Source organism: Leclercia pneumoniae, assembly GCF_017348915.1.
Classification (GTDB): domain Bacteria; phylum Pseudomonadota; class Gammaproteobacteria; order Enterobacterales; family Enterobacteriaceae; genus Enterobacter; species Enterobacter pneumoniae.
The window spans coordinates 23035-38107 of the sequence record NZ_CP071383.1 but is presented as its reverse complement, the minus strand read 5'-3'; the positions used below and the strand labels follow the sequence as shown (position 1 = coordinate 38107).

The following is a 15073-nucleotide window of genomic DNA, read 5'->3' as shown; positions in this document are numbered from 1 at the left end:
GCATTATGAACTACTCATTTCCCGAGAACTTTTGGTGGGGTAGCGCAAGCTCCGCGCTGCAAACCGAAGGGGAGAGCCAGGGCGGCGGCAAGGGATTGACCACCTGGGATCACTGGTTTAGCCAGCAACCAAACCGTTTCCATCAGGGTATAGGGCCGCAACAGACATCGACCTTTTACCAGAACTGGAAAGCGGATATTCAGCTGCTGAAAACGTTGAACCACAACAGCTTTCGCACCTCGATTAGCTGGGCGCGTTTGATCCCTGATGGCATCGGTGAAGTGAACCCTGAGGCGGTCACGTTTTACAATCAGGTGATCGATGAACTGATTGAGCAGGGCATCACGCCGTTTATCTGCCTGTTCCACTTCGACATGCCGATGGCGATGCAGGAGATTGGCGGCTGGGAAAACCGCGACGTGGTGGCCGCCTATGGCCGCTATGCCCAGACCTGTTTCAAACTGTTTGGCGACCGGGTGTTGCACTGGTTTACCTTCAACGAGCCAATTGTGCCGGTTGAAGGGGGCTATCTGTACGATTTCCACTATCCCAACGTGGTGGATTTCCGTCGTGCGGCGACCGTGGCGTATCACACCGTGCTGGCCCACGCCCACGCGGTGCGCGCGTTCCGCGCCGGAAACCATGCCGGTGAGATTGGGATCGTACTCAACCTGACCCCGTCATATCCCCGTTCGCAGCATCCGGCGGATGTGAAAGCGGCGCATATTGCCGACCTGATGTTTAACCGGAGCTTCCTCGACCCGGTGCTGCGCGGGAAATATCCGGCCGACCTGGTGGCGCTGCTGAAGTCTTACGATCAGCTGCCTGCCTGCCAGCCTGAGGACAGCAACCTGATCGCCGACGGACGTATCGATCTGCTGGGCATTAACTACTATCAGCCGCGTCGCGTGAAGTGTCGTGACAGTGCGGTGAACCCTCAGGCGCCGTTTATGCCGGAGTGGTTCTTTGATAACTACGAAATGCCCGGCCGGAAGATGAACCCGTATCGCGGTTGGGAAATCTATGAACCGGGTATTTACGATATTCTCGTTAATCTGAGTGATAATTATGACAACCCGCGCTGCTTTATTTCGGAAAACGGCATGGGCGTAGAAAACGAGCAACGATTTATCGAAGCCGGACAAATAAACGACCAGTATCGTATCAAGTTTATTTCCGAACACCTTAAATGGCTGCATAAAGGTATTAGCGAAGGGGCAAATTGCCTTGGCTACCATATGTGGACATTTATCGATAACTGGTCATGGTGCAATGCGTATAAAAACCGCTACGGCTTTATTCAGCTGGATTTAACGACGCAGCAACGCACGATAAAGAAAAGTGGAGAGTGGTTTGCCGCTACCTCTCTGAATAATGGTTTTGAAAAAGAGTAATCACTCATGATCGCATTAGAAGAAGCCGTAATGGAAATTATCGTTAACGCCGGTCAGTCGCGCAGTCTGTGCTTTGAAGCGCTGCACGCCGCGCGTAATGGCGATATTGATGAAGCCAAAAGCCTGCTGCGCGAAGCCGATGGCTACGCGCGTCAGGCGCACCATATGCAGACCAAACTCATTGAGCAGGATGCAGGCGAAGCCCGTCAGCCGATGACGTTAATTATGGTGCATGCCCAGGATCATTTAATGAACTCGCTACTGGCGCGTGAATTATCCGAAGAAATTATTCATTTATATCAGAGATAATCTATGGCGAAAAAACGGTAATGTAATACCTCTGTACCTAATAATAGAAATCCACTTGTTCTGATGATAGCGACATATTCTGTCAGAACGGAGCGGGATGGTTATTGTCTGAATAAAATTAAACTATATTGAGATAACCATGAACACAATTAAAAAACTTCCATTAACAATGGCGGTTATCGCCGCGCTTTGCCCAATTTCTGTACTCGCACAGGAGTTCACTCAAGAGCAAATCGACGCCATTGTGGCCAAAGCGGTGGATAAAGCCCTGGCAGAACGTCAGGCAAAAATGGATGCTGCGGTGGCAAAAAAAGCCGACGTGGTCACCGAGCCGCAAAGCGCGGCGCAGTCGCCGGATATGGCTATTCCGTTCGGGGTTAAATTTACCGGTTATGCCCGCTATGGCGCCCATTTCCAGGCCGCCGATCAAAAATACGTAGCGGTGGATGGCTCCTATAACGGTGCGTCGGCGATTGGTCGTCTGGGTAACGAAGGCAACGGCGGTGAATTCCAGCTCTCCAAAGCCTTTAAAGGCGATAACGGCGCCATCTGGGACATCAACGTGATGATCGACCACTGGGGCGATGAAGTTAACCTGAAAAAAGCCTATGCGGGCGTCACCAACATCATGGCGTCCAACCCGAACGCCTACTTCTGGGCCGGTCGTGACTTCCACCAGCGTCCGCAGCAGGGTATCAACGACTACTTCTGGATGAACCACGATGGCCAGGGCGCCGGGGTGAAGAACTTCGACATTGGCGGCGTGCAATTTGACGTGGCGACCGTGGCGGCCGTAGAGTCCTGTAGCCCGGAAGTGATGGAAGACGAAGCGAACCCATCGCGCATCACCTGTACCGGCGGTTCCGGCACGGGCGACAAAGGTAACTACGCGGCAACCTCTAAAATCCACGGCATGAAGCTCGGCCCGATCGATCTGGAGCTGTATGCGAACTACGGCTTTGATTCGAAAGCGATCGACAGTGAAGAGCGTCTGAAGGCCTGGCAGGGTGGCGTGGTGCTGAGCCACACCAACGACAGCGGCGTGAACAAAGTGATTGCCCGTTACTCTGATAACTCGGATAACAGCGTCTTCAACAAGACCGAGGATCTGACCACGGTCTACGCCAGCTTCGAAGGGCTGCATAAATACACCCAGGCCACCCAGGTGGAGTACATCCTCGCCTTCCACGACTATGACAATAGCCGCGACGGCACCGATAACCGCAAGAACTACAACGCCATTGTCCGACCAATGCACTGGTGGAACGACGTCCACTCGACCTGGCTGGAAGCGGGCTGGCAGCACGTTGATTACGACAACGGCGGCGATAACAAAGGCTGGAAACTGACCCTGTCGCAGAACATGTCTATCGCCATGGGGCCAGAGTTCCGTCCGATGCTGCGCTTCTACGTCACCGGCGGCAAAGTGGATAACGAACGTACCGCCCGCGTGAACGGTACCCAGGACGAGACGCTTGACGATTTCAACGTCGGCGCCATGTGGGAAGCCTGGTTCTAAAGTAAATGCAAAACGGCAACGACAGTTGCCGTTTTTAGTCTTTGCCCCCTCTCCCCGTGGGAGAGGGCCGGGGTGAGGGCATCAGACCGCACAAGGTAAACGCAAAACGGTAACGACAGCTGCCGTTTTTAGTCTTTGCCCCCTCTCCCCGTGGGAGAGGGCCGGGGTGAGGGCATCAGACCGCACAAGGTAAATGCAAAACGGCAACGCCATGTTGCCGTTTTTAGTCTTTGCCCCCTCTTCCCGTGGGAGAGGGCCGGGGTGAGGGCATCAGACCGCACCAAACCCACCAATCCTCATGTTATGCTACAAAAAAACCAACATAACAGGGGAGAACATGGGTTCCACACGTAAAGGGATGCTCAACGTCCTGATCGCCGCCGTTTTATGGGGAAGTTCAGGCGTTTGCGCGCAGTACATCATGGAGAAAAGCCACATCTCTTCACCTTATCTGACCATGGTTCGCCTGCTGTTTACCGGGGTGATCCTGCTGACGCTCTCCTTCGTTCACGGCGACAAAATTTTCTCGGTCATCAAAAACCGTAAGGACGCCATCAGCCTGCTATTTTTCTCGCTGGTCGGCGCGCTCACCGTGCAGCTCACCTTCCTGCTGACGATTGAAAAATCCAACGCCGCCACCGCCACCGTGCTGCAGTTCCTGTCGCCAACCATTATCGTGGCGTGGTTCGCGCTGGCGCGGAAAAAGCGCCCCGGCCTGTTTGTGTTATCCGCGATATTCACGTCGCTTGTCGGCACCTTCCTGCTGGTGACGCACGGCGACCCGACGTCGCTCTCAATCTCGCCTGCCGCGCTGTTCTTCGGCATCGCCTCGGCCTTTGCTGCGGCGTTCTATACCACCTACCCGTCAACGCTGATCGCCCGCTACGGTACGCTGCCGATCGTCGGCTGGAGCATGTTGATTGCGGGACTGGTGCTGACGCCGTTCTACGCGGGGCGCGGCACCACCTTTGCGTTCGACGGTAGCCTGCTGCTGGCGTTCTTCTATCTGGTGGTGATCGGTACGGCGCTGACGTTCAGCCTGTATCTGAAAGGGGCACAGATGATCGGCGGGCCAAAGGCGAGCATCCTGAGCTGCGCCGAACCGCTGAGTAGTGCATTGCTGTCGGTGATCCTGCTGGGCGTGGCCTTCACCCTGCCGGACTGGCTGGGCACGCTGCTGATTGTCTCGTCGGTGGTGCTGATTTCGATGGATTCCAGAAGACGGGTTCAGACATCAGCCTGATATCCCCTCACCCTAACCCCAAAGGGGCGAGGGGATTACCCGGTGCGGTCTTTTCACCCTCGCCCCTTTGGGGAGAGGGCCGGGGTGAGGGGTAATTTACAACATCGCCCTCACCTTCACTGCCACCAGCAACGCCGTCGATAAATTCGAGAAGACGGGTTCAGGCATTAACCTGAATTACACATGATAGTGATAGCGGCACATCAAAATAGTGAGTGCGCTACCCGACACGCCGTAAACAAGTCGGTCAGTATCGTTTATCCGGCGGGACCAGTAACCAGAAAGATTCCCTTTAAGCGGTTCAGGCTTTCCCAGTCCTTTGAAAGGCTGGCACTTCGCATCTTCAATCAGCTTGTTGATTCTGCAAAGCGTTTTCTTATCCTGCTCTTGCCACCACAGATAATCGTCCCAGCCGTTATCTGTCCAAATTAGTAGCCTGGTCATCAATCAGATCCCTCTGCGTGGTTTTACCCGTGTTTGCCTGTGCGATTGACTCCATCAGTCGGCTGGCATTAGCAGGCGAACTCATCAAATGGATCGTTTCCATCATCGAGTTGTAGTGCTGAAGAGACATAACAACCGCATCCCCGCCGTTGCGGCGGCTGATGATTGTCGTCTCCACATTGTCATTCACGTCGTCCAACACATCTTTGAGTCGGCTTCGCGCTTCAGTAAAGGTCACAACCTGCATATTCCCTCCTGTACAAGTTACGGTACAAGTATATCGCCGGAGTGACTATTTATCAATCAACGCGCCCTCACCTTCGCTGCCACCAGCAGCGCCGTCATCAGCATCAGCGTACCGGAAATCACCAGCGGTGAGGTCAGCCCCAGATGGTCGAGCGCCACACCGCCCACCGCCGCGCCGCAGGTGTTCGCCAGCTGGATCACCGCTACCTGAATCGACCCCGCTTTTTCCGCCTGATCGGCCAGCGAGCGGGTGATCCACGTCGACCAGCCCACCGGCACCAGCGCAAAGGCGAAGCCCCAGATAATGGCAATCGCCGAGGCGACCCACTTGTCGCTGCCCCACAGAATCAGCACGGCGGCGCTGATCGCCAGCACCAGCGGCGCACCGGCCAGCGCCACTTTGAGGGAGCGTTTCAGGAACTGCGCCGACAGCGAGGTGCCGACAAAGCTGGCGATACCGAAGCTCAGCAGCACCAGCGTCAGGCCATCCACGTCAAAGCCGGCCATGGTCATAAACACCGGGCGGATGTAGGTGAAGAAGGCAAACTGCCCGGCGAAGGCCATAAAGATAGCGGTCATCCCCGCCAGCACGCCCGGACGTTTCAACAGCGTAAACATGTTCTGTTTGTGATGTGCCGCTTCACCCGGCAGCGACGGCAGCGCTTTCCATACCCAGACAATGCAGAGCAGACCCATCACCGCCGCGGCGTTAAAGACATTACGCCAGCCGATGATCCCGCCGAGAAAACTGCCCAGCGGCGCGGCAATCACCAGCGCGATGGAGACCGCGCCGAAAATCACCGACAGCGCTTTAGGCACGGTGCGGGCGGGCACCAGGCGCATGGTGAGCGAAGCGGACATCGCCCAGAAGCCGCCGAGCCCTAACCCCAGACAGGCGCGCCCGAGCAAAAGCAGGCTAAAGCTATTGGCGAAGGAGACCAGCAGGCAGGATGCCGTCAGCAGCACGCTGAAGAGAATGACCACTTTGCGGCGGTCGATGGTGCCAATTGCCTGGGTAATAAAGAGGCTGGCGAACATCGCCACAAAGGCGGTGACGGTAACGGACTGCCCCGCCACACCTTCCGAAATACCCAGATCCTGCGCCATCGGCGTCAGCAGGCTCACCGGCAGAAACTCAACGGTAATCAGGCAGGCCACGCAGAACGCCACCGAGAAAACCGCCGACCAGTTGGGCCGGGCGACCTCTTTAGCGTGGGGAGCGGGCTGAATATGTTCTGTCATGACGTCACCTGAAGATAAAAATGTGCGGAAAAGTCGCGCAGTTTATCATCAAAAGTGTGACGAATTTAACGTTTCGACAACTTTTGCCGGGGTTTGCCGGATGAGGTGGTGCTGGCCCCGGCCTGCAAGGCCTCAGTGAAGATAAAACACACCCTCTTCCGGCAGGAAAAGTTGGTTATAGCGCAGCTGGAAGGCGTTCAGCTCCTGCGGATCGGGGTCCATTTCGCGCATAAAGCCAAGGGCCAGGCGGACCTGCGCATCGGTGAGCGGTGCGGCGAGACGGGCTTTACGCAGCAGGCGGTGCCAGCTGAGCAGATTTTGTTCACTGCCATCAACAATACACACCTGCCAGATCAACAGCACCTGGGCCGCGTTTTGCAGATGCGCCTCGTCCGGGCGCTCGAGGTAGCGGATAAACTCATTTCCGGACGTTTTACCAAACTGGTCGATCATCGACTCGACCGTCACCAGCGAAATGCCCAGACGTTCACTTAAACGTTTGATGGCGCGGCGAGAATCGGAGGTCAGGATACGAAATCCTATGACAAACACGACTATGAGGGTCGCCAGCATTATCCAGATCATGAGTTCTCCTAAGTAACAGCCGCTCATAATATCGGGAAAAGCAGCGTGGTCGCCAGCAGACAACGTCATATAAGTGAACTGAAATTACGTAGAAAACCGCGGCCCTTCGAGCGCGCTTCGCACCGGGCGAGGCGAGCATGGGGTCAAATTGCACACCAGAGGCGCTACAGCCTTACCGACAAACCAAAAAAGCCCGGCATCACACCGGGCAAAGAGGTCACCTGCACACTCAGGCTGCTTTCAATTTCTGTTTCTGCGCACGATTCTCACGGCGGATCTTACGTTCTTCCAGCACCGCGACCATCGCCATCAGGACGATACAGCCGATGGCGGCGGCGTCCAGCGCGGCGAAGGTGCCTGCCCAGCCGGTGAGGCCAAAGACCGGCGTGCCGTCGGCAATCATCCCCAGACCGAGCTTGGCGAAGCTGTCGCCGATCAGGTAAGCGAAGGTGCCCTTAATCCCATCGGCGGCGCCGATCGCTTTTTTCGGCACAAAACCGACCGCCGCCACGCCAATCAGCAGCTGCGGACCAAACACCAGGAAGCCGAGCGCGAACAGGGAGGCGAGGTACACGTACTGGTTGCTGGCGTGCTGGTATACGCCGAGCGTGGCGATAATCAACGCCAGCGCAACGCAGGCCACCAGCGCACGACGCCCATTGGCGAGGTCAGAGAGCCAGCCCCACAGCAGCGTGCCGACCAGCGCACCCACTTCAAACAGGGTGAAGCCCTGAATTGCCACTTCTTTCGAGAGTTTCAGCTCCTGGAAGGCGTACACGGTTGACCACTGGTCGATACCGATACGCACCACGTACAGGAAGATGTTCGAGAAGCAGAGCAGCCAGATCACCTTGTTTTTCAGCACGTACTCAACAAAGATCTGCCATTTGGTCATCTCGTTTTCTTCGGTCTCTTTATCCTCTTCGCTGATCTCCTCACCGAACAGCTCTTCGGCTTTGCCGAGGCCGTAGGATTCCGGGGAGTCGCTGCCGAAGCGCAGGCCGATAAAGCCGACGATCAGGGCGATAATCGACGGGAAGATAAACATACCGATGACGTGACCGTCGAACAGATAGTTGGCGCCGAACAGCGCCACGCCTGCCGCGCCCGCTCCGCCGAGGTTGTGGGAGATGTTCCACATGCCGAGGTACGAGCCACGCTTGCGGCGCGGGGTCCATTTGGTGATGGTCGAGTAGCTGCACGACCCGCCGGTGCTCTGGAAGAAGCCGCTCAGGGCGTAGAAAGCGATCATCAGGAACAGGCTGACGGAGCCTGAACCCATGCTGGCGCTGAAGCCAAGCATACAGATGGCGGAGAGGATCAGCATAAACGGCAGGAACTGCTTGGTGTTTTTGCCGTCCGCGTAGTACGACACCAGCGTTTTCCCCACGCCATAAGTGATGGAGAAGCCCAGGCCAATCATCCCCAGCTGCGTCATGCTCAGACCATAGGTTGAGATCATGTCGTTCTGCGCGATGTTAAAGTTCTTGCGGATCAGATACATGGTCAGGTAGCCGATAAAGACCACCAGGTAAGACTGCATGAAGGGTTTGAACCACATTTTGCGCCGCACATCGAGCGGCAGATCCAGGGTCGGCTTGCGCACCTGGTTAAGGAAGGCCAGCATGGGTTGCTCCTGAGCTGATTTTTATACCTGCGAATGGCAGGCATTGTAAAAATCAGCCGGGTGCGACGCCTGAGACAGCGTCCAGGTGAAACCGGGAAAATTTCTTAGTTTTGCGCCACTCGGCGCCAAAAGGTGAGGCGCGTCACGCTTCGCGCGGAGCCTGCGCGTGCAAAAACGGCAGCAACAACAGAGCAGAGATCCCCGCCGCGATGGCGATCACCGCGAAGAAGCCGCTCCAGTGCCAAACGTCGATCACCCATGCCAGCGGCCAGCCAGAGAGCGATGCGCCGAGGTAGGCAAACAGCCCGACGAAGCCCGTCGCCGCACCTGCCGCCTCTTTGTGCGAGCACTCTGCCGCCGCCATGCCGATCAGCATCTGTGGGCCAAAGACGAAGAAGCCGATGGTGAAGAAGCACGCCGCCTGCATCACATAGCTGGCAAAAGGCATCAGCCACAGCGAGCCAACGGAGAGCAAAATGCCGGCGGCGAAAATCAGGTTCATCGGCCCGCGGTTGCCATTAAACAGTTTGTCCGATCCCCAGCCCGCCACCAGCGCGCCGATAAATCCGCCCAGCTCGAACATGGTGACCGCCGAGTTGGCGGTGACCAGATCGACGCCGAGCGTCTCGGACATGTACAGGTTGCCCCAGTCGTTGATCGCCGCGCGCACCACATACACCAGCACGTAGCACAGCGATAACAGCCAGATGTAGGGATTTTTCAGCACATATTTCGTCAGAATCGCTTTGTGCGTCAGCCCCGCCCCCTCCTGCTGCTGGGCGATCTCCATCTCGTCGTGCCGCCAGTCGCCAACGGGAGGAAGCCCGACGGTCTGGGGCTTATCGCGCAGGCGCCAGCAGAGGAACAGCCCGGCAAGGATGGCAAGCCCGCCCGCAATCATCATTCCCGCACGCCAGCCGTAGTGCAGCGCCGCCGCGCCCACCACGATGGGGATCAGCGCCCCGCCGACGTTATGCGCCGTGTTCCAGATTGCCCACCAGCCGCCGCGCTCATTGCGTGAGTACCAGGTGGTGAGCAGGCGGGCGCACACCGGTGCCCCCCAGCCCTGGAAAAAGGCGTTCAGGGCCCACAGCAGGGCAAACGCCCACAGGGAGGTGGAGAAGCCGAACAGGATGTTCACCACGCCGGTGGCGATCAGCCCCGTGCCCATGAAGTAGCGTGCGTTAGAGCGGTCGCTGACGATACCGGAGAAGAACTTCGACAGGCCGTAGCTGATGTAAAACAGCGTCGCCAGCAGGCCGATATCGGTGCGGGTCATCACACCGCTGGCGAGGATTTCCGGCGCGGCGGCGTTAAAGCTTTTGCGGGTGAAGTAAAACAGCGCATAGCCGAGCCAGATAGTGATCAGGATATGGCGCCGCCAGTAGCGGTACCGCGCGTCGATGTCGGCCTGGTTGCCGACGGGCGCGGCATTGGCGGGGGTATTAAACATGGTGACTCCGTAGCGGCAAACTGGCGCTGACGCGTGTGCCGTGCGTGCAGGAGAGGGTCAGGGTGCCGCCCAGCGCCACGACGCGCTCGCGCATCCCCGCCAGGCCAAAGCCCTGCTGGCCGGAGCCCGGCGGCAGGCCGCAGCCATCGTCTTCAATAATCAACATCAGGCGGTCTTCCTGCTGCCAGCCCTGCAGCGTAACCGCGCTGGCGTTGGCGTGTTTCACCACGTTGTTTAGCCCCTCCTGGCAGACGCGGAACAGCGTGACGCGCTGGCCTTCGCTCAGCGTCCGTTCATCAATATTCCAGTCGAGATGGCTGACGATGCCCCGGCTTTCCAGCTCCATTTCGCGCATCAGGGAGCGCACCGCCTGCTCAAGCGAAAGATCGTCGAGCTGGCGCGGACGCAGTCTGCCGAGCAGGCGGCGCACGGAATCGTACACCCCCAGCGACAACTGCTCGATATGCGCCCCGCCCTGCTTCACGCCTGCGTTTTCCGCCGCCAGACGCTGGACAACGCCCGCCTGGGTGCGGATAGCGGTGATGGTCTGGCCGATGTCATCGTGCAGCTCGCGGGCCACTTCCTGGCGCACGCTCTCTTCGGTCTCCAGCAGACGCTCTGCCAGGAGCCGGTTGCGCGCCAGCTCGGTTTGCAGGGACTGATTCAGTTCGCGCAAGCGCTGGATACCCGCCCCCAGCAGCAGCCCGGTCAGGCTCTGGGCCAGCAGCGAGAGCAGCAAATCAACGGGGTGATCGTGCCATGTCTGGCTGGCGATCAGCGCGATGGCGTTCATCAGGGTCGCGATCAGCGCCCCCTGCCAGCCATAGTGCCAGGCGAGGGCGATAATCGGCAGCGCCAGACAAAACGGCGTAAAGCGGGAAAGCTCGGCGGGCAGGCCAAGCTGCAGCCACAGGCTCAGAACAAACAGCAGCAGGTACCAGATAAGATGCCGGGCGCGCCAGTTTACCGGCTGGGAGACCAGCGCCGGGCCAAGCGGCTGCCATACGGTGCTGGTGAGGTAATGCCAGATGACCAGACAGGTGGGGGCCAGCGTCAGGCCGCCGGTGAGGGTCAACAGCAGGGCGTTCAGCATCTCTTGCTCGCCGAGCCACGGCAATGACTGTAACAGCGCGGCGGCCATCAGCGCCGTGCCTTGCCACAGCAGCGTGCGCCAGTCCCGCTGATGGCGATAGCGCGAGATCAGCGTGACTGGAAGAAGCGTCAGCACACTCCCGATCATCAATAATGGCAGATGGGCCAGCGCCACTTCCTGCGCCAGCCAGAACAGCATCAGCCACTCCGCGCCCAGCAGCACCGGCCAGTAGCCGCGCGGGCATTGCAGCATCAGTCCAAGACGCAGGCCGAACGGGAACAGCAGCACTGCCAGTTCGGGGCGTTCAACCAGATGCAGGCTAATACTCCACAGGCAGAACCAGGCGGCGGAGAAGATAAAAAAGCTGGCAACGACGGCGATCAGCCGCGAAAACACCGGGCTCATTGCCAGTTATCAAACATACGTCGGGCCAGTTCAACGTCGTTACTGACGCCCAGTTTTTCCATCAGGTTTGCCCGGTGAACGTGTACGGTCTTTGGCGATAGATCCAATTCAGCGGCAATTTCTTTAACCGACATTCCCTGGGCGAGTTTCTCTGCCACCTGACGTTCACGCTTTGTGAGCGGATCCTGGCGTCCGGTCGCCAGCTTGACGGCGATATCCGGGGTTAAATAACAGCCGCCGGTGGCAACGGTGCGTACGGCGGCAATCAGTTCGTCCGGACTACAGCGTTTTGAGAGGAACCCACGCGCCCCCGCGTTAAGCGCCTGCTCCACCAGCGCCGGGCTGTCGTGAACCGACAGCATGATGGTCGCCATCCCTTTCGGCAGCTGGCTTAACAGTTCAAGACCGGAGAGATCCGGCATGGAGATATCGCAGATACAGACCTGCACCCCGCGCCCCGGCAGACCTGCCAGCGCCTCACGGCCAGAGCCAAATTCCGCGACAACCTGGAAATCGGCCTCCAGACTCAGCAACTGGGCGAAGCCGGAGCGGACGATAAGATGGTCGTCGATGAGGGCAATGGTGGTCATGCGCGTTCCTAGCGGGCGGATAAAAAAACGCGCTTACCTTAACGATAAGCGCGCGGGCGTTCAAGCAATGAGCGATTTATTCGAAGAAGACCGCAATTTTGTTAAACATGGTGGGATCGGACTGGTTACGCACCACTTTGGTCACATCTTCCAGCTTATCGATCTGCGCCATCATCTGCTCCAGGCGCTGGTCATCGTTGACCAGTAGCCAGATGCGGCTGTGTTCACTGCCCAGAATTGGCAAACAAAGAATGCCTTCCACGTTGAATGCGCGGCGGGCAAACAGCCCGCAGACGTGGGTCATCACCCCCGGGTGGTTGCGGACGGTAAGTTCGAGAATGACGTTGTCGTGTTGTTTCTGCATGGCTTATTCCCCCACCATTTCTGTATTGGCCGCACCGGGTGGGACCATCGGATAGACTTTTTGTTGCGCGTCGATACGCACGTGGATCAGCGCCGGGCCAGGGCGGGAAATCGCCTCCTGCAGGGCGGCGTGCGCATCGGCTTCGGCATTCAAATCGCAAGTGTGCAGACCAAACCCGGCGGCAATCTGCATAAAATTAATCATCCCCGGATAGGTCGCCGCAAAGACGCCCTGCTTGTAAAACAGACTCTGCTGTTGGTGTACCAGCCCCAGCGCTTCGTTATTCATCAGAATAATTTTCACGTCTAACTGGTTTTCCGCCGCGGTCGCCATCTCCTGAATATTCATCATCAGGCTGCCATCGCCGGAGAAGCAGATCACTTTGCGATCCGGGTTGGCCAGCGCCGCCCCCACCGCCGCAGGCAGGCCAAAGCCCATGGTGCCCAGGCCGCCAGAGGTGAGCCACTGACGGGGACGATTCAGTGGATAGGCTTGCGCAGTCCACATCTGATGCTGGCCCACGTCGGTGGTGATAATGGCGCTGTCGTCCACGCAGGCGGCCACGGCGTTGATCAGGCCATAGTGGCTCAGCGGATCGCCGCCGGTTGGGATGGCACCCGGGAACTCCTGTTGTAAATCGGCCACCAGTTGGTGCCACTCCGCACGCGGGGCCGCCTCAATTTGCGGCGTCAACTGGGCCAGCACTTCGCCCACATCCCCCTGAATGGCCACGTGTGGCTGCTTAATTTTACCCAGCTCGGCGCGGTCGATATCCACATGAATGATTTTCGCGTTCGGGCAGAACTGCTCGGTTTTACCAATCGCCCGGTCATCAAAACGGGCCCCGAGCACAATCAGTAAATCCGCCTCTTGCAGGATGTAGTTGGTGCTGCGCGCGCCGTGCATCCCCAGCATGCCCAGCGACAGCGGGTGCGCTTTTGGCAACATACCCAGCGCCATCAGCGTCATGGTGGTGGGTAATTGCGCCTTTTCGGCCAGCTCGCGCACCGCCTCCGGCGCGTTGATCACCCCGCCGCCCAGATAGAGTACCGGGCGTTTGGCGGCGTTAATCATGGCCGCGGCATCACGCACGCTCTCTGCGCTGAATTCTGGCGCAGTGGCGCGATCGCCCGGCTCTGGCAGGACATCGATGTCAATCTCTGCGGTCTGGACATCCTTAGGAATGTCTATCCACACCGGGCCTGGGCGGCCGGACTGCGCAATGCGGAACGCATCGCTGATAACCTGCGGAAGCTCGGCGATGTCGCGAACTAAGTAGTTATGTTTGGTGATGGGGATAGAGATGCCGTAGGTATCTACTTCCTGAAAGGCGTCGGTGCCGATCATGGACGAGGGAACCTGGCCAGTAATGCAGATCAGGGGGATAGAGTCGAGACGCGCATCGGCGATGGCGGTGACCAGGTTAGTGGCCCCCGGGCCGCTACAGGCCATACAGACTGCCGGTTTACCCTGGGTACGCGCCATGCCCTGGGCGATAAAACCCGCGCCCTGTTCGTGGCGTGCCAGCACGTGGCGGATTTTGCTGCTCTGGCTTAACGCATCATACAGCGGGAGTACCGTGCCGCCAGGGATACCTGCCACCGTGGTGATGCCCTGCCGTTCCAGTAAATGAACGATTAACTGCGCGCCCGTAAAACGCGTCTTGTTGGATGTTGTGCCCGAACTTGCCATGCTCCAGTCCTTTTATTCTGATCTGAGCCGACTTTCCGGGAGAGGGTCGCTAAAACGAAAAACCCCGCCCGGTTTGCGCCGGCGGGGTTTTGGATTCGTGTGTTGATCCAGTCCCTACGGCGCATTGCCGACGACGACCACCACACGCACGACGACCACTGCGGCGGGTTGAGCAGTTTTTAGTAGGGTCGCGGTGAACAGGGATGGAGTCATGAGGAACCTGTGTTTGGAATCATTGATAGAATTTATACAACCACAGGTTTTAAGGCGTGACAATGGAAAAATAGATATCCGCATAAAAATGCGTCAGGGATCACGTTTCGTTTGTTGCGCCGTGAAAACAAAAAACCCCGCCTAAGCGAGGTTTTTATCAGGGTTTTGCGGTTGGTTTCCGCAGAACACACTGTGTTACGTCAACGGCAAAAGTATACGCGATCGAAGACGAACGCGCAATTTCTGGCACGGATTTTGACGTTTTTGAGTATGGACCGCCTTCTGATTTTTGTCCATAAAATACTGTTCATACATACAGTATTTATCTATACTGAGTCTGTTCGCAGTGAGCGAGGGGGCCGCAGTTCTACCGGCGCAACGACGTCCTGGCTGAAACGGGTGGTGCCGTCAGTGCCTTAACCCCCTGAAGTGAGCACACTGTGTTACGTCAATCCAGGTGCTGGTAACAGGCGGCGGAAAGGTACGCCAGCATCGTGCTCCTTTTTACCAAAAGGAGACGCGTATGAGCGTAGTGGATATGGTTGTACTTATCCTCAAACTCATTGTTGCAGCACTGCAACTGCTTGATGCTGTCCTGAAATACACTCGGTAATTCAGGTTCAAGTCGCACCTGAGAGGGGCGGGAAACCGCCC

Annotated in this window: 16 protein-coding genes; 5 read left to right on the top strand and 11 right to left on the bottom strand. The window is 57.8% G+C overall.

Annotation, left to right across the window (positions count from 1 at the left end):
• The first annotated feature begins 5 nt into the window (after positions 1-5).
• The 4 genes from JZ655_RS00200 (at position 6) to JZ655_RS00185 (ending at position 4465) form a co-directional block, all read left to right on the top strand.
• On the top strand, positions 6-1394 hold the full coding sequence (locus JZ655_RS00200; RefSeq protein ID WP_207292702.1) for a glycoside hydrolase family 1 protein: 1389 nt from the start codon (positions 6-8) through the stop codon (positions 1392-1394).
• A 6-nt stretch (positions 1395-1400) separates the two neighbouring features.
• Complete coding sequence (locus JZ655_RS00195) at positions 1401-1703, top strand: PTS lactose/cellobiose transporter subunit IIA (RefSeq protein ID WP_040077777.1); 303 nt, start codon at positions 1401-1403, stop codon at positions 1701-1703.
• Between the two features lie 139 nt (positions 1704-1842).
• On the top strand, positions 1843-3222 hold the full coding sequence (locus tag JZ655_RS00190; RefSeq protein ID WP_207292701.1) for a carbohydrate porin: 1380 nt from the start codon (positions 1843-1845) through the stop codon (positions 3220-3222).
• A gap of 337 nt (positions 3223-3559) precedes the next feature.
• Complete coding sequence (locus JZ655_RS00185; protein ID WP_207292700.1) at positions 3560-4465, top strand: EamA family transporter; 906 nt, start codon at positions 3560-3562, stop codon at positions 4463-4465.
• Between the two features lie 177 nt (positions 4466-4642).
• Here the strand turns inward: JZ655_RS00185 and JZ655_RS00180 are convergent, their stop codons facing one another.
• From JZ655_RS00180 to ivbL, 11 genes are all read right to left on the bottom strand, one after another.
• A complete protein-coding gene (locus JZ655_RS00180) occupies positions 4643-4909 on the bottom strand; it encodes a Txe/YoeB family addiction module toxin (RefSeq protein ID WP_207292699.1) in 267 nt (88 codons plus the stop codon).
• Entirely contained in the window at positions 4881-5156 is a 276-nt protein-coding gene (locus JZ655_RS00175; protein WP_207292698.1) for a type II toxin-antitoxin system Phd/YefM family antitoxin, read from the bottom strand. Before JZ655_RS00175 ends, JZ655_RS00180 begins: the two co-directional genes overlap by 29 nt.
• Before the next feature lie 56 nt (positions 5157-5212).
• Positions 5213-6397: a purine ribonucleoside efflux pump NepI gene (gene nepI / locus JZ655_RS00170; RefSeq protein ID WP_207292697.1), complete on the bottom strand. Its 1185-nt coding sequence runs from the start codon at positions 6395-6397 to the stop codon at positions 5213-5215.
• A gap of 132 nt (positions 6398-6529) precedes the next feature.
• Positions 6530-6982 carry a DUF1198 domain-containing protein gene (locus tag JZ655_RS00165; protein ID WP_207292696.1) on the bottom strand — a complete coding sequence of 151 codons (453 nt, stop codon included), beginning with the start codon at positions 6980-6982 and terminating at the stop codon, positions 6530-6532.
• Between the two features lie 229 nt (positions 6983-7211).
• On the bottom strand, positions 7212-8609 hold the full coding sequence (gene uhpT / locus JZ655_RS00160) for a hexose-6-phosphate:phosphate antiporter (RefSeq protein ID WP_006177624.1): 1398 nt from the start codon (positions 8607-8609) through the stop codon (positions 7212-7214).
• A 142-nt stretch (positions 8610-8751) separates the two neighbouring features.
• A complete protein-coding gene (gene uhpC, locus JZ655_RS00155) occupies positions 8752-10062 on the bottom strand; it encodes an MFS transporter (RefSeq protein WP_040077770.1) in 1311 nt (436 codons plus the stop codon).
• Positions 10055-11560, bottom strand: a complete 1506-nt coding sequence (gene uhpB / locus JZ655_RS00150) for a signal transduction histidine-protein kinase/phosphatase UhpB (RefSeq protein WP_207292695.1) — start codon at positions 11558-11560, stop codon at positions 10055-10057. Before uhpB ends, uhpC begins: the two co-directional genes overlap by 8 nt.
• The gene (uhpA, locus tag JZ655_RS00145) at positions 11557-12150 is read right to left on the bottom strand and encodes a response regulator transcription factor UhpA (RefSeq protein WP_040077767.1); all 594 of its coding nucleotides are present in this window, start codon (positions 12148-12150) and stop codon (positions 11557-11559) included. The genes uhpB and uhpA overlap by 4 nt, the downstream gene beginning before the upstream one ends.
• A gap of 76 nt (positions 12151-12226) precedes the next feature.
• Positions 12227-12514: an acetolactate synthase small subunit gene (gene ilvN, locus JZ655_RS00140; protein ID WP_040077766.1), complete on the bottom strand. Its 288-nt coding sequence runs from the start codon at positions 12512-12514 to the stop codon at positions 12227-12229.
• A gap of 3 nt (positions 12515-12517) precedes the next feature.
• A complete protein-coding gene (gene ilvB / locus JZ655_RS00135; protein ID WP_207292694.1) occupies positions 12518-14206 on the bottom strand; it encodes an acetolactate synthase large subunit in 1689 nt (562 codons plus the stop codon).
• 114 nt (positions 14207-14320) lie between these two features.
• Positions 14321-14419, bottom strand: coding sequence for an ilvB operon leader peptide IvbL (gene ivbL / locus JZ655_RS00130; protein WP_088208941.1), 99 nt, complete (start codon positions 14417-14419; stop codon positions 14321-14323).
• Positions 14420-14942: 523 nt separating this feature from the next.
• Between ivbL and tisB the strand changes: the two genes are divergently transcribed.
• Entirely contained in the window at positions 14943-15032 is a 90-nt protein-coding gene (gene tisB / locus JZ655_RS00125) for a type I toxin-antitoxin system toxin TisB (protein ID WP_040077764.1), read from the top strand.
• The last annotated feature ends 41 nt before the right edge of the window (positions 15033-15073 follow it).